This is a genomic window from Bacillus crepusculi (assembly GCF_014764715.1).
Classification (GTDB): domain Bacteria; phylum Bacillota; class Bacilli; order Bacillales; family Bacillaceae; genus Bacillus.
The window spans coordinates 708,557-733,129 of the sequence record NZ_JACXXE010000001.1; the positions used below are offsets into that span (position 1 = coordinate 708,557).

The 24,573-nt window shown below is 42.1% G+C and carries 32 protein-coding genes and 2 riboswitches; of the genes, 8 read left to right on the forward strand and 24 right to left on the reverse strand.

Going from position 1 to position 24,573, the window contains the following annotated elements; all coding sequences use genetic code 11:
* Positions 1 to 8 precede the first annotated feature (8 nt).
* From accB to IEE86_RS03685, 14 genes are all read right to left on the reverse strand, one after another.
* Positions 9 to 491, reverse strand: a complete 483-nt coding sequence (accB, locus tag IEE86_RS03620; protein WP_024718862.1) for an acetyl-CoA carboxylase biotin carboxyl carrier protein — start codon at positions 489 to 491, stop codon at positions 9 to 11.
* A gap of 193 nt (positions 492 to 684) precedes the next feature.
* Positions 685 to 1,329, reverse strand: coding sequence for a SpoIIIAH-like family protein (locus tag IEE86_RS03625; RefSeq protein WP_191096041.1), 645 nt, complete (start codon positions 1,327 to 1,329; stop codon positions 685 to 687).
* Positions 1,329 to 2,000, reverse strand: coding sequence for a stage III sporulation protein AG (gene spoIIIAG, locus IEE86_RS03630; protein ID WP_191095982.1), 672 nt, complete (start codon positions 1,998 to 2,000; stop codon positions 1,329 to 1,331). Before spoIIIAG ends, IEE86_RS03625 begins: the two co-directional genes overlap by 1 nt.
* A complete protein-coding gene (spoIIIAF, locus tag IEE86_RS03635) occupies positions 1,993 to 2,625 on the reverse strand; it encodes a stage III sporulation protein AF (protein ID WP_191095983.1) in 633 nt (210 codons plus the stop codon). The genes spoIIIAG and spoIIIAF overlap by 8 nt, the downstream gene beginning before the upstream one ends.
* Positions 2,626 to 2,639: 14 nt before the next feature.
* Complete coding sequence (gene spoIIIAE, locus IEE86_RS03640; RefSeq protein ID WP_191095984.1) at positions 2,640 to 3,833, reverse strand: stage III sporulation protein AE; 1,194 nt, start codon at positions 3,831 to 3,833, stop codon at positions 2,640 to 2,642.
* 19 nt (positions 3,834 to 3,852) lie between these two features.
* Positions 3,853 to 4,266 (reverse strand): stage III sporulation protein AD, encoded by a 414-nt coding sequence (spoIIIAD, locus tag IEE86_RS03645; protein ID WP_087978339.1) that lies wholly within the window; start codon positions 4,264 to 4,266, stop codon positions 3,853 to 3,855.
* Positions 4,263 to 4,469, reverse strand: a complete 207-nt coding sequence (gene spoIIIAC, locus IEE86_RS03650; RefSeq protein WP_003153142.1) for a stage III sporulation protein AC — start codon at positions 4,467 to 4,469, stop codon at positions 4,263 to 4,265. Before spoIIIAC ends, spoIIIAD begins: the two co-directional genes overlap by 4 nt.
* Before the next feature lie 19 nt (positions 4,470 to 4,488).
* Positions 4,489 to 5,004, reverse strand: a complete 516-nt coding sequence (gene spoIIIAB, locus IEE86_RS03655) for a stage III sporulation protein SpoIIIAB (RefSeq protein WP_191095985.1) — start codon at positions 5,002 to 5,004, stop codon at positions 4,489 to 4,491.
* Positions 4,998 to 5,921 carry a stage III sporulation protein AA gene (spoIIIAA, locus tag IEE86_RS03660; protein ID WP_191095986.1) on the reverse strand — a complete coding sequence of 308 codons (924 nt, stop codon included), beginning with the start codon at positions 5,919 to 5,921 and terminating at the stop codon, positions 4,998 to 5,000. Before spoIIIAA ends, spoIIIAB begins: the two co-directional genes overlap by 7 nt.
* A 66-nt stretch (positions 5,922 to 5,987) precedes the next feature.
* On the reverse strand, positions 5,988 to 6,272 hold the full coding sequence (locus IEE86_RS03665) for a YqhV family protein (RefSeq protein WP_191095987.1): 285 nt from the start codon (positions 6,270 to 6,272) through the stop codon (positions 5,988 to 5,990).
* Between the two features lie 173 nt (positions 6,273 to 6,445).
* The gene (gene efp, locus IEE86_RS03670) at positions 6,446 to 7,003 is read right to left on the reverse strand and encodes an elongation factor P (protein WP_007501192.1); all 558 of its coding nucleotides are present in this window, start codon (positions 7,001 to 7,003) and stop codon (positions 6,446 to 6,448) included.
* A 25-nt stretch (positions 7,004 to 7,028) separates the two neighbouring features.
* Positions 7,029 to 8,090: a M24 family metallopeptidase gene (locus IEE86_RS03675; protein ID WP_224740752.1), complete on the reverse strand. Its 1,062-nt coding sequence runs from the start codon at positions 8,088 to 8,090 to the stop codon at positions 7,029 to 7,031.
* Entirely contained in the window at positions 8,087 to 8,530 is a 444-nt protein-coding gene (gene aroQ, locus IEE86_RS03680) for a type II 3-dehydroquinate dehydratase (RefSeq protein ID WP_191095988.1), read from the reverse strand. The genes IEE86_RS03675 and aroQ overlap by 4 nt, the downstream gene beginning before the upstream one ends.
* Positions 8,531 to 8,638: 108 nt before the next feature.
* Positions 8,639 to 9,166 carry a YqhR family membrane protein gene (locus IEE86_RS03685; RefSeq protein WP_191095989.1) on the reverse strand — a complete coding sequence of 176 codons (528 nt, stop codon included), beginning with the start codon at positions 9,164 to 9,166 and terminating at the stop codon, positions 8,639 to 8,641.
* 221 nt (positions 9,167 to 9,387) lie between these two features.
* Between IEE86_RS03685 and IEE86_RS03690 the strand changes: the two genes are divergently transcribed.
* Positions 9,388 to 10,344 carry a DUF1385 domain-containing protein gene (locus tag IEE86_RS03690; protein WP_191095990.1) on the forward strand — a complete coding sequence of 319 codons (957 nt, stop codon included), beginning with the start codon at positions 9,388 to 9,390 and terminating at the stop codon, positions 10,342 to 10,344.
* Between the two features lie 38 nt (positions 10,345 to 10,382).
* Entirely contained in the window at positions 10,383 to 10,781 is a 399-nt protein-coding gene (locus IEE86_RS03695; protein WP_191095991.1) for an SA1362 family protein, read from the forward strand.
* Here the strand turns inward: IEE86_RS03695 and IEE86_RS03700 are convergent.
* From IEE86_RS03700 to IEE86_RS03710, 3 genes are all read right to left on the reverse strand, one after another.
* Complete coding sequence (locus IEE86_RS03700) at positions 10,778 to 11,653, reverse strand: patatin-like phospholipase family protein (RefSeq protein WP_191095992.1); 876 nt, start codon at positions 11,651 to 11,653, stop codon at positions 10,778 to 10,780. The two genes, IEE86_RS03695 and IEE86_RS03700, sit on opposite strands and share 4 nt — an antisense overlap.
* Before the next feature lie 309 nt (positions 11,654 to 11,962).
* Entirely contained in the window at positions 11,963 to 12,397 is a 435-nt protein-coding gene (mntR, locus tag IEE86_RS03705) for a transcriptional regulator MntR (RefSeq protein ID WP_003215946.1), read from the reverse strand.
* Positions 12,398 to 12,482: 85 nt separating this feature from the next.
* Positions 12,483 to 13,319, reverse strand: a complete 837-nt coding sequence (locus tag IEE86_RS03710) for a lipoate--protein ligase family protein (protein WP_008360261.1) — start codon at positions 13,317 to 13,319, stop codon at positions 12,483 to 12,485.
* Positions 13,320 to 13,541: 222 nt separating this feature from the next.
* Between IEE86_RS03710 and IEE86_RS03715 the strand changes: the two genes are divergently transcribed.
* Positions 13,542 to 13,922 carry a rhodanese-like domain-containing protein gene (locus IEE86_RS03715; RefSeq protein WP_191096043.1) on the forward strand — a complete coding sequence of 127 codons (381 nt, stop codon included), beginning with the start codon at positions 13,542 to 13,544 and terminating at the stop codon, positions 13,920 to 13,922.
* 42 nt (positions 13,923 to 13,964) lie between these two features.
* On the opposite strand, the gene gcvPB is transcribed toward IEE86_RS03715, so the two are convergent.
* The 3 genes from gcvPB to gcvT are packed head-to-tail and all read right to left on the reverse strand — an operon-like array spanning position 13,965 to position 17,878.
* Positions 13,965 to 15,425, reverse strand: coding sequence for an aminomethyl-transferring glycine dehydrogenase subunit GcvPB (gene gcvPB / locus IEE86_RS03720; RefSeq protein WP_191095993.1), 1,461 nt, complete (start codon positions 15,423 to 15,425; stop codon positions 13,965 to 13,967).
* A complete protein-coding gene (gcvPA, locus tag IEE86_RS03725) occupies positions 15,418 to 16,764 on the reverse strand; it encodes an aminomethyl-transferring glycine dehydrogenase subunit GcvPA (RefSeq protein ID WP_191095994.1) in 1,347 nt (448 codons plus the stop codon). Before gcvPA ends, gcvPB begins: the two co-directional genes overlap by 8 nt.
* A 16-nt stretch (positions 16,765 to 16,780) precedes the next feature.
* Positions 16,781 to 17,878, reverse strand: coding sequence for a glycine cleavage system aminomethyltransferase GcvT (gene gcvT, locus IEE86_RS03730; protein WP_191095995.1), 1,098 nt, complete (start codon positions 17,876 to 17,878; stop codon positions 16,781 to 16,783).
* Between the two features lie 104 nt (positions 17,879 to 17,982).
* Positions 17,983 to 18,077, reverse strand: a riboswitch (glycine riboswitch).
* 3 nt (positions 18,078 to 18,080) lie between these two features.
* A riboswitch (glycine riboswitch) is annotated at positions 18,081 to 18,187 on the reverse strand.
* 250 nt (positions 18,188 to 18,437) lie between these two features.
* Between gcvT and IEE86_RS03735 the strand changes: the two genes are divergently transcribed.
* From IEE86_RS03735 to sinR, 4 genes are all read left to right on the forward strand, one after another.
* Complete coding sequence (locus IEE86_RS03735) at positions 18,438 to 20,108, forward strand: DEAD/DEAH box helicase (RefSeq protein ID WP_191096044.1); 1,671 nt, start codon at positions 18,438 to 18,440, stop codon at positions 20,106 to 20,108.
* 14 nt (positions 20,109 to 20,122) lie between these two features.
* Positions 20,123 to 20,920, forward strand: coding sequence for a YqhG family protein (locus IEE86_RS03740; RefSeq protein ID WP_191095996.1), 798 nt, complete (start codon positions 20,123 to 20,125; stop codon positions 20,918 to 20,920).
* A 185-nt stretch (positions 20,921 to 21,105) separates the two neighbouring features.
* A complete protein-coding gene (locus IEE86_RS03745) occupies positions 21,106 to 21,270 on the forward strand; it encodes an anti-repressor SinI family protein (RefSeq protein WP_191095997.1) in 165 nt (54 codons plus the stop codon).
* Positions 21,271 to 21,303: 33 nt separating this feature from the next.
* Positions 21,304 to 21,639, forward strand: a complete 336-nt coding sequence (gene sinR / locus IEE86_RS03750) for a transcriptional regulator SinR (RefSeq protein WP_099726659.1) — start codon at positions 21,304 to 21,306, stop codon at positions 21,637 to 21,639.
* A 67-nt stretch (positions 21,640 to 21,706) separates the two neighbouring features.
* On the opposite strand, the gene tasA is transcribed toward sinR, so the two are convergent.
* From tasA to tapA, 3 genes are read right to left on the reverse strand one after another with little or no spacing between them, the layout of a single operon-like run.
* A complete protein-coding gene (tasA, locus tag IEE86_RS03755; RefSeq protein ID WP_191095998.1) occupies positions 21,707 to 22,507 on the reverse strand; it encodes a biofilm matrix protein TasA in 801 nt (266 codons plus the stop codon).
* Between the two features lie 57 nt (positions 22,508 to 22,564).
* Positions 22,565 to 23,137, reverse strand: coding sequence for a signal peptidase I SipW (gene sipW, locus IEE86_RS03760; RefSeq protein WP_191095999.1), 573 nt, complete (start codon positions 23,135 to 23,137; stop codon positions 22,565 to 22,567).
* A gap of 49 nt (positions 23,138 to 23,186) precedes the next feature.
* Entirely contained in the window at positions 23,187 to 23,738 is a 552-nt protein-coding gene (gene tapA, locus IEE86_RS03765) for an amyloid fiber anchoring/assembly protein TapA (RefSeq protein ID WP_191096000.1), read from the reverse strand.
* Between the two features lie 228 nt (positions 23,739 to 23,966).
* Between tapA and IEE86_RS03770 the strand changes: the two genes are divergently transcribed.
* Entirely contained in the window at positions 23,967 to 24,293 is a 327-nt protein-coding gene (locus tag IEE86_RS03770) for a YqzG/YhdC family protein (RefSeq protein ID WP_318010245.1), read from the forward strand.
* A gap of 33 nt (positions 24,294 to 24,326) precedes the next feature.
* On the opposite strand, the gene IEE86_RS03775 is transcribed toward IEE86_RS03770, so the two are convergent.
* Positions 24,327 to 24,515: a YqzE family protein gene (locus tag IEE86_RS03775; RefSeq protein WP_008360237.1), complete on the reverse strand. Its 189-nt coding sequence runs from the start codon at positions 24,513 to 24,515 to the stop codon at positions 24,327 to 24,329.
* Between the last annotated feature and the right edge of the window lie 58 nt (positions 24,516 to 24,573).

A 24,573-nucleotide genomic window follows, 5' to 3' on the forward strand; every position in this document is an offset into this window, starting at 1 on the left:
CGTACTCCTTACTCTGCTTTCACTAGAAAGAGGGGTTGTCCGAATTCTACGAGCTGACCGTTTTCAGCTAATACTTCGACGATTTCGCCTTTTACTTCTGCTTCGATTTCATTAAACAGTTTCATTGCTTCAACGATGCATACAACTGAGTTTTCCTTCACCTTAGAACCTGTTGTCACGTAAGGATCTGCTTCTGGTGAAGATGAAGCATAAAATGTGCCAACCATTGGGGATGTGATTTTATGCAGATTTTCAGACGCGGCTCCCTCTTGTGCAGGGGCTTCGGTCTGAGCTGGAGCTTGTGCTTTAGGAGCTTGTTGAGCTGGAGCTGCTTGGACAGGAGCCACTGGTGCTTGTGCCGCAACTTGCTGAACGACTTCTTTATTTTTCTTCAGTTTGATTTTTGCACCTTCGTTTTCGTACGTAAATTCATCAATTGTAGATTCGTCAATTAATTTAATCAGTTCATGAATTTCTTCAATTTTTAACATGGATTTGCACCCCTATGTATGGATTTATCTTTTTTATAGGCTAGTACTAAAAGTACATACTATAACCATCTTACAGGAGGATTTCGTTGAATTCAACTACTATTGTGGCGAAGCGTCTCGCAAAAGCGCCTTGGAGAGGCCGTCAAGCCGCATTAAAAAACGCCCTTTTCGGCAAAGGGCGTTTGTTCATTTTTTATTGATTGGATGGTTCAAACGTGACAGCTACGTTATCAAGCCCTCTGATTTCTTTTGTGACCATATCAATAATATCTGCCGCTTGGCTCTTTGATTTTTTATCAGAGCGAACCGTGATGCTCACTTTATCTCCTTCAGCACTCACTAGCGCATCTTTGTATCCTTTTGTTTTAATCAATGTCTCAAGCTGGCGCTCTGTTCCTTCTGCTTCACTAAGTGCTGTCATTTGATCATACGCTTCACTTTTTTCTTGTGCTGTTGCATCATCACTTGACACGATTTCGTTGAATTCTTCACGCTGCTTGCTTCGTTTATCTTCAAGCTCTAGCCTGTATGTTGTAAAAAGCTCATCGTCTGTTTGCTCTGACACAGCCTTTCCTTCTTCACCACTTGTTTCAACATCCTCTTGTTTGGCGTTTGTTTCTTTGTCAGTGGACTTGTCACCTGAGCCTTTTTCCGTTCCTTTTTCTGCTCCTTTTTCAGTCCCTTTTTCTGTTTCGGTCTTTTTCTCTTCAGTTCCTTTTGATTTCATATCCTCTACTGTCACTGCATTCTCACCTTGTGGGGACATGATATAGTACACACTTAATACGACAACTAAACTTAGCATCGTTAATAGCCAAACCGTTTGTTTTTTTAACATCATTCCGAATCCTCCTTGATTTTTTTAGGGGCAACAGCCACTCTATGGCTCGGTACATCAAGCACTCGTGTAACAGCTTCAATGATGGTTTTCTTTATTTGAACGTTGTCTACTCCTTGAGCAACAACGAGGACACCTCGAATGTCTGGTTTTTTCGTTTGGACAACAACAGGTGTTTCTTCATTGCCATTTTTGATGATGACGATCTCTTCTTCCTTTGTTTGATCCGTCACACTTCTCACGCCGCCTTCTTTATCTGTTTCCTCGGTCGTTGTGCTTTTATTGGATTTATTTTTCTCAAACACTTTTAAAGAAGTCGCGTCTACATTTACTACAATGGATACATCTTCAACACCGATAATCGTCTCTAAAATTTCTTTCAACTGATTTTCGTATTCTTGCTCCACGTCCTCAATCGAGTCCTTTGGTTTACCCGAGGATGCCGGCTTGAATACCTCTTGTTCTTCGGAGGCAGTTTTTTTAGAAGCTGGAACAGCAGCCTGTTGTTTGTTGGATGGCGGTGACAGAATCTGACTAACTAACATGAAAGACACGCCGATAATGAATACAAGTAGCAAGTAATGGTGTTTTGTTAATTTAGGTTTCCCTTCACCTTTTTCAGGCGGTTGGAACAATGATTTCAGCTTTTGTTTCCAGTCCTTGTTATTCATGATCTGCTGCGTCACCTCCCTCAATCATCAGCGCAATGTGTTCAGGACTCGTATTCCAAACCTCCGCAAGCGTCTCCTTCACCCTCGTGACCTCTTTGCTAGAAGATCCAGTGCTTTCCTCCTTTTGCCTTGAGAGATCAATGTCCACCTTTGCTACCGTTTCTACAGCATCACCTGTGAGCGGGGAAAGAACTGCTTTGATGCGAAATTGATCTGCCTCCATATTCTGATCAAGGTGCTCCTCGTCTGCCAGCACTTCTACGTGTTTCATTTCATAGCTCTCCTTCTCCAGTGGCTCCTTTGCGCTTTTTTCTAGTTGGACAGCCATTTGCTTTAAAATATATGCACGCTGTGAGGCTTGTATTTCTTTTTTTTCTAAATTCATCTGATTTTTTATTTCTTCTGACTGTGCTTCTTCCTTCCCTTTCATTATTTCTGAGAAAATCTGGTCAGGGTCCGCTCGAAATAAAGCAAATATCGGATTGAGCATGACAACGATCAACAATAAGCTGACGACCATTTTGGCATACTTCTGCATACTTGAATTGGGCAGCAAAAGGTCTATGACAATCGCAAATAAGATAAAGAGAATAATATTTGTGATCCATTCTGTGAGAAAATTCAAAAGGTGTCCCCTCCTTACTTCATCATCATGGTCAGATTACCAGCCGTAATGATGACGGTAATGCTTAAAAAGAACATGAGCGACACAACTGCAAGTGCGGCAAATATATAAAGAACACTTTTTGAAATGACATCGAGACAGCTAATGATCGGTCCGCCCCCTAGAGGCTGAAGAATGGCAGCGGCAAGCTTATATATAAGGGCAAGCGACAGAACCTTAATCGCTGGAAAGGCTGCAATGGAAATCAAAATGGCGACTCCTACAAGGCCAACCGTATTTTTAAGCAAAACAGAGGCACTGATGACGGTATCCGTCGCATCTGTAAACATCCGGCCAAGCACAGGAATGAAGTTTCCGGTGATGAATTTGGCTGTTCGAAGAGCGATGCCATCAGTAATGGCAGCAGATGCACCTTGCACAGAAATGACGCCGAGAAAAACGGTTAAAAAAACGGCGAGCCCGCCAATCGCTACATTTCTTAACAACTGTGCAAGCTGGGTGACCTTGTATTGTTCGGTCAGTGTACTGACGATGCTCAATATCGCTGATAAAAAGATAAGCGGCAGGACGACATACTGAATAAAAACGCCGCTTGTGTTCATCAAAAATAAAATAACGGGATGAAAGAATCCGGCCGAGACTAGCCCGCCTGATGAAGCTATGAGTGCTAATAAAAGAGGAATAAGAGCAAGAATAAAACTGGTCATCGTCTGAATGGCTTCTGTAGCATAGGAAATTGCTACATGAAAGCTGTTTAGTGCAATAATGATGAGCACCATATAAACGAGAGCATATGCGACTTTACTGACGGTGCTTTGCTCAAAAGCATTTTGCAAAAGCTGCAAAAGTGAACAGAAGATGGTGAGTAAAATCAGTGTTCCAAGAAGCTTTCCGTTTGCAATGACCTCATAAAAAAGATAATGAACAAATGCCTTCAGCCACGTTTGTGGAGACAACTCTTTATCGCCATCAATCATTTCCTTTACTGTGCCTTTTTGGCTTTCTGGCAGAAAGCCGCCGTACTCGTCCAATATCGTTTCCCAAAAGTCACTGATGGAATGAAGCTCAAGTGAATCAGCCTGTCCATTCGCTACTTCTTCTGCTACTGGTTCATCATTTGATAAAGGCACCTTTTCTTTTGCATCTGCATGTGGAGCGATCAGCCAAAAAAATAGCATCAGTCCCATAACAGCTGTCATCCGTTTCATTGTCATCACCTCTTTTCAATTAAGTCATAGACGGGATCATACCTAAGATCGTCTCAATGATGACTGTTAAAATCGGGACCGCCATGACCAAGATGAGAATCTTTCCGCCAAGCTCTATTTTCGATGCAATGGCGCCTTGTCCAGCATCCTTCGTGAGCTGAGCGCCGAATTCCGCAATATAGGCAATGCCAATAATTTTCAAAATGGTTTCAACATACTTCATATTGACGCCGGCACTTGCCGCAATTTTTTCTATCATAGAGATAATGGCATAGATTTGATCAATCAAATAAAGAAAAATGACACACCCTGTAAATACAACTAACATAAAGGCGAAGGTTGGCTTTTGTTCTTTGACGATTAATGCTAGAAAAGTAGCGATTAAACCAAGTCCAACAATTTGAATGATTTCGATTTGTAAGCCCTCCCCTATCCTTGAAATAGAAATACGGCTTTAATCTTCTTAAACAAATCATCCACAATGGTCGCCACCATAAACAAAATGTAGATAAACCCAAGCAGCGTCACCCACTGTGCATACTCCTTTTTCCCCATTTGATCTAAAATCGTATGAAGAAAGGCCACGACGATGCCTACCCCCGCAATTTGAAAAATGACGTTTACATCAACGCCCATGCTCTCGACTCCCTTCCTCTTACATCAATAACAGAATCAGTAGTAATCCGCTTAAAAATCCAAGGCTTCTGACCATTTTTTCATTTTTCGCTTGGGCAACTTCAGCTTCCTTCTCCTCTGATTCCAAATGGCCTAATGCTAGCTTGATATACTTTTGCTGAGACGTGACATCATGCTGACCAAGTGTTTCTCCAAAGTGCTTCAGCGCCTCATATTCGCCTTTTTTCAAAACGGTTTTTTTCCATACATCCTCTAGACTCTCGTTCCATGCATGCCGCGCAGAAAAAGTTCCGACTTTGAGTTTTTCTGCAAATTGTTCAAATAACTGATTGACAGGGGGGCCTACTTGCGACGCAATTTGCTTTGCAGCCCGCGCTAAAGGAGTTTGACCATACATAATTTCAGCTTCAAGAGACTGGAGCGCAAACCGGAGCTGCCGAATTTGCTTCGGCCGGTCGCTGTATCGTTTGGCAAACTCAAATCCGCCCCATGTCGTGGCCGCGACAATGAAAATAGCGCCAATGAGCTTTAACATACGTCCACTCCCCGCCTCCACTTCATCTCTTGTCCGTCCTTGTCATACATTCGTCCGATCGTGCCGGGACCATTTTTTCTATTTAATTCAACGTATCGATCAAACACACGAAGCTCCCATAACGGCTGAAATGATGGGCGTTTATATAGATCTTCAAGTGAATACCCATGAGCCGAAACGATAATGGTGACTCCGGCATGAATGGCTTCTAAAAGTGCCTGTACATCCTCGCTTTTTCCGATTTCATCTACTATGATGACCTCTGGGCTCATGGACCTGATCATCATCATTAAGCCCTCAGCCTTTGGACACGCGTCAAGCACATCAATTCGGTTCCCAAAATGATGCTGCGGCACCCCTCTTATACACCCGGCAATTTCAGAGCGTTCATCAATAATTCCTGTTTTTCTAGGAGGAATGGTTTTTGTGCCTGTACTAGCAAGACGCGCTACATCTCGCAGCAAGGTCGTTTTTCCTGTTTGCGGAGGACCAATGATGAGTGTATTGCACCAATTTTGTTCATATAAATAAGGAAGAAAGGGAAGTGCAATCCCGATTTTTTCTTTTGCGATACGAATATTAAATGAAGAAATATCTCTTAGCCCTTTGACAAATCCATTTTCAACGATGACCTTTCCTGCAAGTCCCACCCTGTGTCCGCCAGAAATGGTGATATAGCCTTGTTTTAATTCTTCCTCAAGTGTATACATGCTGTAATTGCTCAGCTTGCCTAATAGCTGAGACGCATCTTCTCCTGTTGTGTGGTAGGAAAGAAAGCGCGGTTTTCCGCCTTGCATCAATTCAATCGGACGATCCGTGCGAATGCGGATTTCTTCTATTTGCGCCCATTCAGTCTCTTTGAGAAGCCTGAGTTCTTGTCCAATCGAGTGCGGGAGAATATCCAACAAACTCCGCAACGAATTCCCCTCCTTTTTTTCTTCTCTAAAATGTATGATGCGAGTCGTTAATTATGCCAAGCTGTTTTACTTATAGATGCCAACTAGAATAAACACGACACCAATGAAAATAAACACGAGCTTTGCATAGGATAGCTGCCCTGCCATTTGATAGATTCCAATCGTCATGGTGATAATAAAAATGAGCGGTCCGATGATCGCCAATATACTATTGATGACAACCGCTTTACGTACATCATTTGTGATCAAAATGAGGATGGCGGCCGTCAGTTCAATGGTTGCAGATAAGAACCTCATACCTGCCATCGCAGCCACTGATGGGTGTATGCCTGGGAAAAGAAATGGTTTCATATAGAACCTCCAGCTTTTTTTACACTATATGCTTGACTAGCTGGAAGTAGTCTTGTTTTTCAGACGTAGAAGAGAGGGATGAGAGAATAGAGGGAAGACATTCTTACAGGGAGACTTATTTTTTTCAATAAAAAAAGACTGTAAACACGGAGTTTACAGTCTTCCTACGTTCATTACGCTCTTGAAACGTATGAACCGTCAGATGTATTAATCACTAGTTTATCTCCTTGGTTCACAAAGAAAGGAACGTTGACGATTAAACCAGTTTCAGTTTTCGCAGGCTTTGATCCGCCTGATGTTGTGTCACCTTTAATACCAGGCTCTGTTTCTACTACTTCTAGTTCTACCGTGTTTGGAAGTTCAACACCAAGTGTTTCATCCCCGTACATCACGATTTGAACGGACATATTTTCAAGCAAGTATTTCAGCTCATCTTTAATTTGTGCTTCACTTAGTTCAAGCTGCTCGTATGAGCTTGTATCCATGAATACATGCTGGTCGCCGTTTGCATACAAGTATTGCATGGTTTTTGTTTCAATTTGCGCTTTCGCTACTTTTTCACCAGCACGGAATGTTTTTTCTTGAATAGCCCCCGTACGAAGGTTACGCAGTTTAGAGCGAACAAACGCTGCGCCTTTCCCTGGTTTTACGTGCTGAAAATCTACTACACGCCAAATACCGCCGTCCACTTCAATTGTCAGGCCAGTACGAAAATCGTTTACTGAAATCATTTTGTCATCCTCCTACATTTCACCATCATAATATGATAAGTTCTTTCGGTGAGTGGGTCAATCGTTTATTGCCGTCAGCTGTCAGGACAATATCATCCTCAATTCTCACGCCGCCGACATCCGGCAAGTAAATTCCCGGCTCAACTGTCACGACCATCCCCTCTTCTAACACGACCTCTGAGCGTGAGGAAAGGCCAGGCGCTTCATGTACTTCCATACCAAGCCCGTGTCCAGTTGAATGCCCGAAGTATTGACCGTAGCCATACTTTTCAATGATGTCTCGTGTGATGCGATCAGCTTCTTTTCCTGTTAAGCCTGGCTTGATTCTATCCACACCAGCGTTTTCTGCTTCTAATACGATATGATAAATTTCCTTTAGCTTGTCGCTTGGTGTTCCGACAGCAATCGTTCTTGTCATATCTGAACAATAGCCTTTATAATAAGCGCCGAAATCAAGTGTCACTAAATCACCAGCTTCAATCACCTTTTCACTCGCTCTCCCGTGTGGCAGGCTTGAACGGACACCTGAAGCAACAATCATATCGAATGAAGATCCCTCAGCACCTTCTTTTCTCATGAAAAATTCAAGCTCGTTCATGACCGCAATTTCTGTCAGGCCCGGCTTGATGTAAGTGAGAATATGTTCGAAGGCGTGATCTGCAATCTTCGCAGCTTCCTCTAATATCTTAATCTCTTCACTAGACTTAATCAAGCGCAACTTTTCAACTGATTCTGACACAGGAACAAGCTCAATACCGCCTGCTTTTTCAGCATACTGCTGGTAAGTGGCAAATGTCATATGATTTTGTTCAAACCCTAGACGTTTTACCCCAAACTCTCTTGCCGTTTGGGCAGCTGTTTCTACAATGTTTCCTTTATGTTCAATGATGTCATAGCCTTTCACTTGATCCTTGGCTTGTTCTGTATAGCGAAAATCCGTAATAAAAGCCGCTCGATCTTTTGACACGATTGCAAGACCGGCTGATCCAGTAAAGCTGGTCATGTACTGCAAATTAAAGCTGCTCGTAATCACAAGACCATCAATCTCTAATTCGGTTAAAAGGTTTCTTAGTTTCTCAAGTTTCATGATTCCGCTCCCCCTTCACTGACTAGATAACGAATCGCCAATTTATACCCTTCTAAACCAAGACCAACGATTTGCCCTTGGCATACTGGAGCAAGTACAGAATGATGGCGGAATTCCTCTCTCTTATGAACATTTGAAATATGTACTTCGATGACAGGTAAAGAAATACTTGCAATAGCATCTCTTAGCGCATAGCTATAGTGGGTAAAAGCACCCGGATTAAACACGACGCCATCGTACTGATCATCTGCTTCGTGAAGTGCATCGATCAGATCTCCTTCATGATTCGATTGAAAGAACGTTAGTTGGATATTTGCTCTTTCTGCGAACTGAAACAAATCCGTTTCTAAATCCGTCAGCGTTTTACTTCCGTAAACAGCAGGCTCTCTCTTCCCGAGCCTATTTAAATTGGGTCCATTCAGCATAAGAAAATGAGGCATTTGACCACTCCTTCACCCTAATTCAATCTATATCGATATCTGTTTCTTTTTCCTTAGAAACCTTTCGTTTCCAAAAATATTTTATCATATGAATGGTTGATTTACACTTTATTCTGTCTTTTTCCCGAGTGCCCTCGCAAGCTTCTGACTCGTTAATTCATTATATTCAAATGAAATACTGTATCCAACAAACATGCCATACAAAATATATAGGCAAAATGTCGTCACAATCGTGCTTTGCTGCAAATCTTGTACTTGCTTCACATCTGGGAAAATGGGATTAAATACGTAAAAAACTAGTAACCATAATATCCCCCCATAAATCAGCCCCATCCAAAAACCTCTGATCCGTTTTAAAAGTCCATAATAAATAAAGGCCGCTCCAATAGATAAAAGACCTAAAAGCACAATACTAATAAAAGTGCCAAGTCCACCCTTTTTCCATTCTCCAAGCACAAAAGGCTGAAGCAGCATATTCGGGCTCACCTCTGAAAAATGAAACATATGGGTCAGAAATCCGATAAAGCCCCAAAAAACACCACCAACAAAACCAGTAGCAGCTGCTCTTGCTACGAGCGAAGACGTTTGTACGGCCTGATTTTTTTCTTCTTGATTTTTCTTTTCATCACGTTTCATATGAACACCTCCAGCAAGTAGTATGTCCAAAATGTCATGAAAAAAAAGGATTTCCATGCGTGAGTGTAAAATTTTTATAACAGGGTATACTGGCTAAAAAGAGGTAGATAGAATTCTAGTAGATAATCGACCTGTGCGCTAGTGATTTCCCCTCATTTCCTGTACAATAAAGGTATAAGGAAATGCATGTAAATTACAGGAAACAGGCAGGTTGATGAAATATGTCCAATCAAACAAAACCTCCAGCATATGGAGGGCAAGCAGTTGTCGAAGGTGTCATGTTCGGAGGTAAAAAGAACTATGTGACAGCGATTCGGCGAAAGGATCAGTCCATTGAGTTTTTGAAGCTTCCCCGGACCTCCAATAAACGAACCGCCTTTCTCAAGAAAATCCCATTTATCAGGGGTGTTGCTGCACTGATTGAAGCAAGCGCAAATGGCAGTAAGCACTTAAACTTCTCCAGCGAGCGCTATGACTTAGATCCTTCTGAAGATCATTCTCTTGAAAAAGAACAAAAGGGCTCGAAATTATCAATGATCTTTGGCATTGCGGTGATCGGAGTTCTCTCTCTTCTCTTTAGTAAATTTGTCTTTACCCTAGTACCTGTCTTTTTAGCTGAGCTTGTGCGGCCTATTTTCTCAGGGAATTTTGCACAAATCGCAGTTGAAACATTCTTTAAACTGGTCCTGTTATTAGGCTATATTTACTTTATTTCCATGACCCCTTTAATTAAAAGGGTATTTCAATATCATGGAGCAGAACATAAAGTCATAAACTGCTATGAACAGAATCTTGACATCACAGTGGAAAATGTCCAAAAACAGTCACGGCTGCATTATCGATGCGGCAGCAGCTTTATTTTATTCACTGTCATTGTCGGAATGTTCGTCTATTTACTCGTACCGACAGATCCTTTATGGGTGAGAGTTCTGAACCGCTTGGCGCTCATTCCGGTTGTTCTGGGCATTTCATTTGAAGTCTTGCAGCTCACGAACAAACTCCGAGATGTGCCTGTGCTAAAAGTGCTTGGCTATCCTGGCCTTTGGCTGCAATTGCTCACAACAAAAGAACCCTCTGACGATCAAGTCGAGGTAGCCATTGCCAGTTTTAATGAACTTCTTCGTTTAGAGGAAGCGTCTGAGAAACAAGCGTCGGATTCTGCTCATCAAGTGATCTAGCTTATAAATCCGGTAAATTCCTTCGGAGGTGGACAGTTATGAATCGCCGAGTACATCCTGCTTTTACCATTATTTTCGCTTTAGGTGTTTTGGGATTTGTGTATTTACTCACAACGAATCCAGGCAGGCTCTTTACGATGCTGCTATCAGTTGTGATCATTGGAGCGGCTCTGTTTTTCCTTTTTAGATGGCTGATGAATCGAAGAATTGGCACAGAAGGTAATCTTTATCGTAAAGCAGTCAAACAATCAAAACGTCGCTACCAGCAGCAGCCTAAACCAAAAACGAAAAGCCAGATGAAAAATCGGGTCACTCATTTGCGAAGCGTGCCGACTGACCACAAGTCTAAGCCCGTCCTTCTCAAAAAGAAAAGCCAAACACAATTGACTGTGATTGAAGGCAAGAAAAACAAAAAGAAGAACCGCGCCTTATTTTAAAAGGTCCAGCTTTTTAAAAATTGCTCGGCCTTCTGTCTGCCTAGATCGACGAGCGCCTTTTTCTTTTCTGTCATGAGATGAAAATCAGTGGCAATGACGTGTTCTACAGGAATAAAAATAATATGACGTTCGTGTTTTGTGGCGATATGTCTTTCGTCATGAGCACCACGCATTGTTTCAAAAAGAGCGCCAAACAATTCAAACGCATTGCGGATGGAGTGTTGAGGGCGTTCTTTTTCATTTGGGGTTAACGTAACACCAACAAACGGTCTTTTTTTCTCTTCGGCAAATAACCATATCGGGAAGTTGCTGAGAACTCCGCCATCTACAATGGTACAAATGCCCTTTGAAGACTTTAGTTTGACTGGCTCGAAAAAATACGGCAGGCTGCAGCTCATACGAATGGCACGCGCAACGGAAAACCGTTCTGGATTTAATCCATATGAAGGAAGGTCGTCTGGCAGGACAAGGATTTTTCCATTTGTTAAGTCGGAAGCAACGATTTTGAGCGAATTTTTTTTGAGATCCCCAAATACGGTCACCCCTTTCCGTTTTAAAACATCTGTGAGCCATTTTTCTAGACGATCTCCTTTGTAAAGACCGAGTCGCCAGTAAATAGATACCCATCTAAGCATTTTAAACGGAATAAATTGGCATCTCCTGTCAAGCAATTGATGTTCATCCATTTCATCTAAAAGCTCCCGAATTTCCTGACTTGTAAAGCCTGCCGCGATGAGTGAAGCAATGATCGCTCCAGCACTTGTACCCGCAAGGCGGACAAATTGAAATCCTCTCGCTTCAAGCGCCTCATAAGCACCTGCAAGCGCTGCCCCCTTAATGCCTCCACCTGAGAACACACCATCTATCTTCATGAAGGAGCCCCCTTTTGATCTCACACTATTAATAGTGTAGGAGCCTTTGCTTTCAATTAGAACTTTATTCAAAAAGGACACCCATGCTGAGGGTGTCCTTTCAGCGTGTAGACAAACCCTCGCATTCGGTGTCAGTCCTGCGCTCCGGTGCTCACGAATGTCAAATTCGCTCCGCTCCGGTGCTCGGCCTTCCTAGACTTCAAAGGTTTTCAATCACGCTGAAAAGAAGACAAAGGGCTAAAATAAAGATCATTTTAGCCCTTTGTCAAGAATCAAAAAGGACACCCATGCTGAGGGTGTCCCTTTTTCTTAAGATTCTTGATTTGTTTGTTCGTTTTTCTTTTGAATCGCTTTCAGCTGTACAGATCGCTCGTCGTTTTCTTCAAAGAATTGAACAAGATCGCCGATCCGGTCAATGCTGTTCCAGCTGAGATGATGCTCAATGCCTTCTACATCATCATAAATTTTCTCTTCATCTACACCAATGATTCTTAAAAATTGCTCTAGCAGTTCATGTCTGTATACGAGACGTTTTCCAATTTTTTTACCTTTCGGGGTTAAAATTAGACCACGATACTTCTCATAAATGAGGTATTCATCTTTATCTAGCTTCTGAACCATTTTTGTTACAGAGGAGGGATGGACAGCGAGGGCTTCTGCAATATCAGATACTCTGGCATATCCTTTTTCTTCTATCAGCATATAAATTTGTTCAATATAATCTTCCATACTAGGTGTAGTCATAAAACCCCTCCATAATGCACCTTTACTTAATAATCATAACAATTCTACACCATCGCCCATTAAAAAACAAGAAGTGCCCATCTTCTTAACGCTTGTAATTCCAATCATCTGAGGCATATTTCGTTTTGGCGAGATGGTGGACAAACGCTAATTCTTCATCTGTCAGTTCATACGGCACAAGCTCGATATTTAATCCTTTTTCAAACCCTCGTTTAAACGCAACACGCGCATCGTCTATTGTACATGTCCGGTCTGAAATTTCATTGATCGCAACCGCCTTGTTTTTAAAGCTGCGCTGCATCCGCTCTCTTACCCGGTCGTTTGGATAAAGAAACAAATCGAACAATTTGTCCTCATCAAGGTCAATTAAGATGGAGCCATGCTGAAGGATGACACCTTTTTGCCTCGTTTGAGCACTGCCTGCTACTTTTCTGCCTTCTACGACAAGCTCGTACCACGAAGGCGCATCAAAGCATACAGACGATCTTGGGTTTTTTAAGCTTTCCTTTTCTTTTTCTGTACGAGGAATGGCAAAATACGCATCGAGTCCCAGTTCTTTAAAGCCCTCTAAAATACCTTCTGAAATGACGCGGTATGCCTCTGTCACTGTGGCCGGCATCTCTGGGTGCTCCTCTGACACAATGACGCTGTAGGTCAGCTCCTGATCATGAAGAACCCCCCGCCCTCCTGTTGGTCTGCGGACAAATCCGAGACCATAGCGCTTGACCGCTTCCATGTTGATTTCTTTTTCAACATGCTGAAAATATCCAACAGATAATGTTGCCGGATTCCATCCATAAAAACGGATCACAGGCGGGATGAGCTTCTCACTATGCCAATAAAGCAAGGCTTCATCCATTGCCATGTTAAAGGCAGGGTCTTGGTTTCCTGTATCAATGAAACACCATTTCTCTTTTTGCATATAAAAATCCCTTCTCTTTTACGTAGTCAATGTTAGATGATGGTGGTGGCCACCGTTTTTCTCTCTACATCAGTCTATCAAATAGGGAAGGAATTGAAAATAATTCTTACCATTTATGATGACAAGTTTCTTTCGCTTTACTATAATAGTATTTGTCTAAAACGTGTACCATCAGACAGGTCTCTGTGCTGATGCTCAAGAAGGAGTCGAGTCGTATTGCCAATATTCAACTATATCGTCCTCTCACTTTGTGGACTTTTCATTCTTTATTCCATCGGCAGTTACATTTATCAGCAGCGCATTATGAAAACGCTGACGGAAGAAGAATTCATTAAAGGTTACCGCAAAGCTCAACTTATTGACGTGAGAGAGCCAAATGAGTTTGAAGGCGGACATATTTTAGGGGCAAGAAACATCCCCCTTTCACAACTAAAGCAGCGAAAAAATGAAATACGTCCTGACAAGCCTGTTTATCTCTATTGCCAAAATAATTTAAGAAGCGGAAAAGCAGCCCAAACGTTACGTAAAAATGGCTGTCGTGAGATTTATAATTTAAAGGGCGGTTTTAAAAAATGGGGCGGCCGCATCAAAACGAAGAACTAACAAAAAAGACTCTGGGAGCTATCCGCCCCCTTTGAGTCTTTTTTATTTTCTCTCAAACACAAGAACTGGATTTCGCGCAGCCTTTGTTTCATCCATTCGTTTGACAACCGTTGTATGCGGCGCTTCCTGCACCACTTCTGGATTCTCTTCTACTTCTTTTGCAATTTGAATCATCGCGTCAATAAATGCATCAAGTGTTTCTTTTGATTCTGTTTCAGTTGGTTCAATCATGATACATTCCTCTACATTCAGGGGGAAGTAGATCGTTGGCGGATGATAGCCAAAATCAAGTAATCGTTTGGCGATATCAAGTGTTCGCACACCTAGTTTCTTCTGACGTTTACCTGAAAGAACAAATTCATGCTTACAGTGACGATCAAATGGCAAATCGTAATGAGCGCTTAAGCGGCGCATCATATAGTTCGCATTTAACACCGCATTATCTGTTACAGCCTTTAAGCCGTCCGGACCCATAGAGCGGATGTACGCATATGCTCTAACGTTAATGCCAAAGTTGCCATAGAATGGCTTCACGCGTCCAATTGATTCTGGACGATCGTAATCAAAGGAATAACGACCTTCCTTCTTCACAAGTACCGGCTTTGGCAAGTACGGAATCAAATCTTTTTTTACGCCAACTGGGCCTGAGCCAGGACCTCCGCCTCCGTGCGGGCCTGTAAAGGTTTTATGAAGATTTAAGTGAACGACATCAAATCCCATATCCCCCGGTCTTGCTCTGCTTAAAACGGCATTCAAGTTCGCTCCGTCATAATAAAGCTTACCGCCAGCTCCGTGAACGATTTCAGCCATCTCTAAAATGTTTTCTTCAAAAAGGCCGAGTGTATTTGGATTTGTCAGCATAAGAGCCGCTGTTTCTTCATTGACGACACGGCGCAGGTCCTCTAAATCGACAAGCCCATTTTCATCAGATGCAACGGTAATCGTTTCAAACCCAGCCACTGTCGCAGATGCCGGATTCGTTCCATGAGCCGAATCAGGCACAATGACTTTTGTACGCTGATGATCTCCTCTTGCTTCATGATACGCACGGATCATCATGAGCCCCGTCCATTCGCCATGTGCTCCTGCCGCAGGCTGTAATGTCACTGCGTCCATACCTGTGATTTCTTCAAGATGATCACCTAGGTCATAAAGTAATTCTAGCGCCCCTTGCACAGTATCTGCTTCTTGAAGTGGATGAACTTGCGAGAAGCCTGCAAGACGTGCGACCTTTTCGTTAATCTTTGGGTTATATTTCATCGTACAAGAACCAAGAGGGTAAAATCCGGAATCAACTCCATGATTACGTCTTGATAGCGCCGTATAATGACGCATGATATCTAGCTCAGATACTTCCGGTAGCTCAGCATCCTCATGACGGATGTACGTTTCATCAAATAAAGCCGGGAGCTCCTGTTCAGGTACATCTAAATCAGGCAGGCTATAACCAATTCTTCCTTCTTTGGATAATTCAAAAATGAGCGGCTGATCTGGTTTATTCATGGCGATCCCCCAATTCCTTGATGAACGTATCAATTTCTTCTTTTGTTCTTAGCTCTGTCACAGCGACGAGCATGTGCTGCTGAAGCTCTGGATAATCCCGTCCCAAGTCATATCCGCCGATGATTCCTTTTTCAAGCAATCGTTGATTGGCTTCTTTCACAGGTTCATGTAACTTGATCACAAATTCATTAAAATGGGCTCCTTCTACATCTGCCCGAAGCCCATATTTTTCAGCCTGCGTTTTGGCATAATGGGCTTTTTGCACGTTTTGATAGGCGATATCCTTTATACCTGTTTTCCCAAGCGCCGTCATCGCAACAGATGCGGCTAATGCATTTAATGCCTGATTCGAACAAATATTTGATGTCGCTTTGTCTCTTCGAATGTGCTGTTCACGCGCTTGAAGGGTCAGCACAAAGCCACGGACGCCATTTTCATCTTCTGTCTGCCCGACTAAACGTCCTGGCACTTTTCGCATCAATTTTTTCGTGACGGCAAAATACCCACAATGAGGTCCGCCAAATGCAGCCGGAATGCCAAACGGCTGTGCATCACCAACAACAATATCTGCCCCAAGCTTCCCTGGCGGCGTTAGTAACCCGAGTGCAAGCGGATTACTTGAGACAATGAACAGGCTTTTCCCTTTATGCGCAATGGGTTCAATGTCTTTTAACGGTTCGACTACACCGAAAAAGTTTGGATATTGTACAAGAACTGCTGCTGTATCATCGCAGACGGCCTCTTCTAATGCAGCTAGATCTGTCTGCCCTTTTTTCGCAGGTACCTCAACGACTTCAATATGCTGTCCTTTGGCGTATGTTTTCAGCACTGCTCTTGATTCAGGGTGAACCGTTTCAGAAACAACCACTTTTTTCTTCTTTGTGTGACCTGCAGCCAGCATCGCCGCTTCAGCTAATGCAGTTCCACCATCATACATTGAGGAGTTGGCAAGATCCATGCCCGTCAGCTCAGCGATCATCGTTTGAAATTCAAAGATGGCCTGTAATTCACCTTGCGAAATCTCGGGCTGATAAGGTGTATACGCTGTATAAAATTCAGAGCGCGAGATGACATGATCGACAATGACAGGCTGATAATGATCATACACGCCAGCACCAAGAAACGATGCATAAGAAACCGTATCCTTATTCTTTGCAGCTAATCGGGATAATTCCCTTACAAGCTCTGTTTCCGATGCGGCTTCTTTGATGTTGTATGCTCCTTTAAATCTGACTTTCTCTGGGATGTCTGAAAAAAGCTCATCAATCGACTGAACGCCGATGACATCCAGCATGTCTTTTTGATCTTGCTCTGTTTGCGGCAAATACCTGTGCTTCATCCTTTATTCCCCCTCGTTATTTGCTTCTTTTATAAAATGGTGTAGCGACGATTTTGGCTTTTAGACGTTTTTTTCGAACTTGTACTTCCACCTCTGCCTGAAGCTGCGCCTCTGAGGTGTCGATCAAAGCAAGCCCGATATTTTTCTTTAACGTTGGAGACTGTGTACCCGTTGTAACAATTCCAATCTGCTTCTCTCCTGAAAAAACTGGATAGTCTGTGCGCGGAATCCCTTTATCAATCATTTCAATCCCTACAAGCTTTCGCTTCGGTCCTTCTTCTTTTTGTTTTTTAAGTGCGGCTTTCCCGATAAAATCCGCTTCTTTATCCGTTTTAACAGCAAAACCAATCCCGCCTTCTAATGGAGATATATCCTTCGTGAGCTCCTGACCATAAAGCGGGAGTCTTGCTTCAAATCTCAAGGTGTCTCGTGCACCGAGTCCGCACGGTATTAACCCTTTAGGCTCGCCTGCTTCTAATATAGCCGACCAAATGTGGACTGCATCTTCTGACTGGCAGTAGATTTCAAAGCCGTCTTCCCCTGTGTAGCCCGTTCTTGAAACAAGCACCTCTCTTTGAGCGATCTTAGCTTGTGATAAAAACGTAAATGGCTTGAGAGAAGTCACCTCTTCATCCGCCACATCCTTGATGATGTCAGCAGCAAGAGGTCCTTGAAGTGCTAGCAGGGCGATTTGATCAGAGACATTCTTGATCAATACGTCATCCTCACCTTGATGCTTAAGCAGCCAATCCACATCTTTTTCAATATTTGAAGCATTGATCACAAGCAAATAGTTGTTCTTTTCTTTTTGGTAGACAAGCAGATCATCCACCGTTCCGCCATCTTCATAACACATGGCTGTATATAGTGCCTTACCGTCTGTCAGCTTAGACAGATCATTGGTTAATAACCTTTGTAAAAAAGGAAGGGCATCTTGACCTTTGACTTCCACCTCACCCATGTGAGACACATCAAAAAGCCCTGCTTTTGTTCGAACAGCTTCATGTTCTTCTTTAATGGAAGAAAATTGGACAGGTAATTCCCAGCCCCCGAAGTCAATGGTTTTTGCGCCAAGCGTTTCATACGCATGAAAAAGCGGTGTTCGTTTCAACATCAATCGTTTCCCCCTTTTTTCTTACAGTGCAGATCACAAGCTGAATTTTCAGAAAAAAATCACAGCAAAAAAGGACAGAGCGCTCCCTTTTATCAAAAAGAAGTCTCTGTCCTTGCACCTGAAAGTTTACAGCACAACGTGATTGTGCGTTTTCCCCTTTGGTGGTTTGCTAAAAACAATGAGCAAACACTCTCCAGAGTTGCGTCCGGTAAGAGTACTTTTGCCTGAGAGATTCACTGAATTCATCAGCTTGCTCCTTCGGCGCCTGCCAGTACAAAATAACCGCCAAGTCTCTCCCCATACCATCATCCGCTCATATTCTTCACATTTATTGGACATACTATCAAAATGGGTGACTCATTTTCTAGATCACTTACCAACATCCTACCATTAGAAATGGATGAAGGGCAACAGAAAAATCATTAACATTTTTAAAATAAATGTTCAATATTGTTCGCTTTTATTGATATATCTAGTCTTTTAAAGACCTCTTCAAAAATGAAGCGTTTAAAAACAGAACAATTTTATTATATACCAACTAGAAAGGCAGGCGATGACATTGCATATTCAAACGATTTTTGATCAGGAGTGGGCAAGTGAATTTCAGCAGCGGCTTTCAGCAGATGGACCCTGGGCGAACTGGGATATGTACCGTTTAGCGGCGCAGGTTCAGAAAGTCACGGCCATTGATTCATTCGAGGGGCTTCAAGCCCCGGCGCACCTGCCTGCATTCACCCCTTTAAAACACCAGCTTGAAGTAGCCAGAAGAGTCGTAGAAGAAATGAATGGAAAGGCCATTCTAGCAGATGAAGTAGGACTCGGGAAAACTGTAGAAGCAGGACTCATCATTAAAGAATACATGATTCGTGGTCTTGCCAAAAAGATTCTCATTCTTGTCCCCGCTTCTCTTGTGTCTCAATGGGTGCAGGAGCTACGGACAAAATTTTATATTGATGCTGTCGAACAGAAAAAGAGCTACGTGTGGGAGCAGTGTGACGTTGTCGTTTCCTCAATTGATACGGCCAAAAGACAGCCGCATCGAGACACGATTTTATCCATCGCCTACGATATGGTCATTATTGATGAAGCACACAAACTGAAAAACAATAAAACGAAAAACTATGAATTTGTGAGAAATCTAAATAAGAAATTCTGCCTATTACTTACGGCTACGCCTATTCAAAACCGGATCGGAGAAATATTTAATCTCGTTTCCCTTCTAAAGCCTGGCCATCTAGGGAATGAAGATCAGTTTAAAGATGTTTTTGCCAAAAAGGACTTGCAGCTTGAAGATCATGATCGATTGAAACAGCTCGTCAATAAAGTGATGATTCGTAACCGAAGACAAGACACGGGCATCGAGTGGTCAAAACGGCATGTCAAGACGATTTCCATTGATTTCTCCCCGACAGAGCAAGCGTTATACGATGAAATTTGCAAGCTGAAAGAGAACCCGTCTTATACGAAACACATGTTTTCCATTATGACCTTAGAACGAGAATGCTGCTCAAGCCGTGAGGCCGTCTATATGACGATTAAAAAAATGCAGGAAGAAGAAAAACACATTCTAGGATCTTCTGCCATGGCGCAAATCATGGAGAAAATCAACCAAGTTGAGCAAAATTCAAAGGCACTAGAAGTCGTCAAACTTATTCAGCAGTTAAATGAAAAGGTCATTATTTTCACTGAATATCGTGCGACACAAATTTATTTACAATGGTTTCTTCAGCAAAATGGCATTAGCTCGGTTCCATTTCGAGGCGGCTTTAAGCGTAGCAAAAAAGACTGGATGAAAGATTTATTTAGAGAACGGGCGCAAGTGTTAATTGCGACAGAAGCAGGCGGCGAAGGGATTAACCTTCAGTTTTGCAACCAAATCATCAACTACGACCTTCCGTGGAATCCGATGCGTCTAGAACAGAGAATTGGACGTATCCACCGTCTTGGACAAGAGCGGGATGTCCACATATACAATATGGCAACAAACGGAACAGTCGAGGAACATATTTTAAAGCTTTTATATGAAAAAATTCAGCTGTTTGAAAACGTCATTGGCGATCTAGATGATATTTTAACGCGGATCGATATCCAAGATGCCGAAACAGAATTGCATCACATTCTCTTTCAGCACGAATCTGATGGAGACATGAAAAAGAAATTAACCCAGTTTGCTTCCTATTTAACAGAAGCACAAACACCACTTTTAGAAAAAAGACAGCAAGGCTCATAAAGGAGAGTTGATCAATGGAGCAGCGTGACATACACACCTTTCTTCTCCGTTTCTTTCAGGCGAACCAATGCGACATACTAGAAGAAAGTGCAGGGCATATGACCGTACAACTGACAATCGAAATGGATAAGCTAATTATGAACCGCCCTTTTTATTGGCACTGGCTCGAAAAAACAGGCGGTGTACCTGAGCCGCGGCAATTGACCCTCATCACCGATCAAAAAAAAGCTGGTGACACGGTCGAAGGTGAATTTGTCCACTTCGGCTCCCCTCGTTTATTTCAAATATTCGAGGCTGTTAAACAGCAGGGCAGATTTATCAGGCTCTACGAAAGAGTGAGGCCACTGAGCAACAACCAGATCGCACTGGAGCCATGGCTTGGTCTCAATGTGAAAATATCCTACCTTGCAGACCGTAAAAAGGATAAGCTGCTATCACTTGGACTTCATCTCATACGAGGTGATGTCATAGAACAATTCCAACAAAAACTGGAAACCTGCGAGCTGTCGTCTCAAATTCCTGATTATTGCTTTACGATGAGTACAATGATTAAACCAGAAAGCGGCGTCAAACGGCTCTATAGCCTTATGGAGCGTTATGCCTATGAGGAGCCGGACGATTGGGCGATAAGAGCTGTTCAAAAGTGGAAGGAAGACTCGGAACTTTTAAATCAATTTTATGAAGGGACTTCAGACACGTCTGTAGAATATGAAATAGAAAGACAAGCACTCAAAACCTTATACGAACCAAAAATCAGTCTTACGATTGAAAATGGTGGGCTTTTTTACTTACAGCAAAAAAGAGGAGGTTGACTCATGGTCCTCCTCCTCCCCTTCATGTAACATACGATTTTCGATCAGTCAAAAGCAAAGTTTGTCTGTTTGTATTGGGCGGAAACATGACGCAAGCAAACTATGAGGTCTTACCACCTTTGTCTTTCCATTTAATGCGTTAAGTGCCTGAAATACACGATTCAGTATTTTAGGAGGGTATTTGTATGGAAAAGAAAACGAACATATTAGACAATGAATGGGTTCAATTATTACGCGAAGCGCGCAAAGCAGGACTAACAGTTGAAGAAGTCCGTCATTTTCTCAAATCAAAGGAAAAGTCCTCTGAGTCTCCCCCTCTAGTAAGAAGTCATTCTATCAAACCTTTCTGAATGTGCTATAATATCGAAAGGAAGGTGATGACATTGATTGGCCAGCGTATTAAACAATACCGCAATGAAAAAGGCTACTCACTATCAGAACTGGCCGAAAAGGCTGGGGTAGCGAAGTCTTATTTAAGCTCAATAGAAAGAAACTTGCAAACAAACCCCTCCATTCAATTTCTTGAAAAAATCTCCGCTGTTCTGGACGTCTCGGTTCATACACTGTTACACGAAAAAGATGAAACCGAATACGATGGTCAATTAGATAGTGAATGGGAAAAACTAGTTCGAGATGCAATGACATCAGGGGTTTCGAAAAAGCAATTTCGTGAATTTTTAGATTATCAAATCTGGAAAAAACAGCAAGAAGAGGAGTAAAGCGCACGTTTTAGCGCATACTCCTCCAATTGCTATGCAGAGCTTGATATCAGTCTAAAGACTGGCTTTATTTTTTATCTTCGCTGTGTGCTTTTTCGTTTTCTTTCACGTAGCCTTTTTCATCCGTATGCTTTTTGGGATTGATCGTTAAACCATTCCACTGAGTCGCTTCGAAGGAAAGATCAATTTGAATCGCATCGCCTTGGTATTTATTTTGGATATAGTGACCAGCTTTATCCTTCGTCTGGTCATTGACAAATTCAATGATCATTTCCATTTTATCGTAATCAAACGGATCCTTTGGAATGCCGTCATACTCTGGAGCCGCTGTTCCATCAACGGTTGCTACATTGATTTTACCACTTTCATGCAAAAACTTCTCATCGACGGCATGACGAAGCTTTTCAAATGCGGTCTGATCCTGTTTTGATGTTAATAGATGCAGGTCAAGCAGGTTTGCATGGTCTAAAATAATATTTTTCGGATAACCATTTCCACCTTCGGCTCCAACTGTAAGAACACTCACCTGAAACTGACTAAGGAATTCTTCAGCTGTATTCTTACCGCCATTCTTCGCAGAAGTTCCATCTTTAAACTGGCTATAATCAAGACTCATCAACACTTGATTAATGGCAAGCGACCCCTTATTTTCAAAATGAAATTCTTTCTTGATTCGGTCACCAGGTTTTAAGTTTGCAAGGTTGATGGCGCCAGAGTTCTCTTTTGCAGATAAATTCAGCTCTCCTGTCGAGTAGACCGCGTTTGCCTTTTCCACATCATTAAATGCTGCCCATGTTCCCCCGCCGATTAACGCAATGCCTAAAGCCCCTGATAATACACCTAAACGAATTGATTTCTTCATTGCCATGAATGAACCCCCTAATAATTTTTTTATTGAAACCTGATTAGGTTACAAACGAAAAGATTATGCTTGCTTCTCTGACATAGGTAAATCAGCCGAGTGTCTTCGATGTTTCGCAGCGCCTACAAAATGAATGGTTGAATAAATGAGCAGCATCATACCTGGTATAATCAACAGCAAAGCGGTACCAGCCGAAGTTCCGGCATACGAAAGAAGCTTTCCCGCATAAGGAATGTTCATTCCCTTATACTGCGCAACCACTTGATCCGCTTTTACGAGCGTGCCATCTTGATACATATTGTTGTCTCCTTTGGTCTCAAAAGCTTTATTTGCCCCATTTCCTTTTATTCCAACAATTCGGTGAGTCACAAAGGACTTGTCCTGCTTCGTTTGAAAAGTGATAATGTCCCCTTTTTTGAGCGTCTCAGGTGAGGTGACATGTTTTACAACAATCAGCGACCCAGCCGAAAATTCTGGTTCCATTGAGCCAGATAATACTTGCTTGAATTGATAACCGAAAATTTGCGGGTCCTCTCCTGTTGTTCTTGATGACAACACGACAATAATACATGCGATCATCATCGTGAAAACCATTGCGTAAAGAATACTCCCAGACATTTTCACCCATTTTTTCATGTTCCTTCTCCCCTTCGTACATCATGTTTTATTCAGCAAACAACTCCATTTAGGACATCTTTTCTTGACACCTTGTGAGCTTCATTTGTTTTGACCAAAAGAATATTTTTTCAGATGCACCAAATCCTTTAGGAAAATAGATTTTAAATGCATAAATCCCATTTGTTTTTGCTTTATCTGTTGTGACAGTCGTCGTTTCTTTTGATGAAAGATGTTGTATTGAACCCTTATCAAGAATATGACCATCCCGTAATGGTTTCTGATCACTTTCTACTTTGTGTAATTCCCACTTCCATTCAGAGTGCACTATGGGTCGTCCAATATTTTTTAACGTCATGCTCAGCTTTTGAGGCGCACACACTGTGCCTTCAATCATCGTTTGATCTATGAGCTTCAAATGACTGCTATCCCATTTCTTTGGCTGACAATGCTGATCTGTCTGCTCAAAATCGTCACACGTGTTCATGACAAAGTTTGTATGCTCGACATCGTTAAAAGAAGCGTTAGTAGGTGTGATCAGAAGAGACGTGAAAATCAAACAAATGGTACAAAAGAGTACAAAGAGCGACTGTCTCATAAATTCTTTCAACTCCTTGGACAATTGTTCTTTAAAAAGAACGATTACATTCAGTATAAGGAAATACCTATAAAACCCAAAACGCCAAATTAGTCCATTTTGTTCTTAAACGAGAACCATTACGAGAAAATTCTTCCATTTTCTCGTTCTTTCGCCATATTCGATATTTTTTTCCATGACATTTGTACTTCTTAAAAATTTACATAAAAGTGTAGGATTTGGTCAGGATAATAACTGGTGAGGTGATGTTAAGTGACATATGGAAAAATCATGATCATGCTCAGTTTACTATTGGGTCCTGTCATACAAGACGTCAAACCTGCGGATGCAAGAGGATTCACTACGGCCGCAGATCAATGGGAAACAAGAGCTGTCAAAGAAGCAAAGAAAAGATATCCGTTAGCACAAGTCTTATTTAAACAAAAAGTATGGGACCGGCACCGGGAAAAAGAATCTGTGAAGCAGTATCATATTACATTAAAAGATCATGCCAAAGAATTTGGTGTATTTGTCACCATTTCCTATAATCCTTACTCAAACAAGGTCAATAAAGTGATTGTTGTGGAAGAATACAGCTAAAATGGCATAAAAAAACCGCCTGCTGGCGGCTTTTTACTTCTGTCGATGTCGTTTCTTTAGCATCATTGAAAAACCAAACGGCAGAACCCCAAATAAACGCTGTGAAAATGGCGGTTTTGTTTCCATTTTTTCTTGTTTATGTTCCTTCCGTTCGTCACGTGGTGTATTCATATATTTGATGATTTCCTGTGTCATATATTTTACATAATCATTTGTTTTCAACGAACATTCACCTCTTCTTCCTTAAAGTGTTACCAGAAAGAGTGTGATTTTATACACT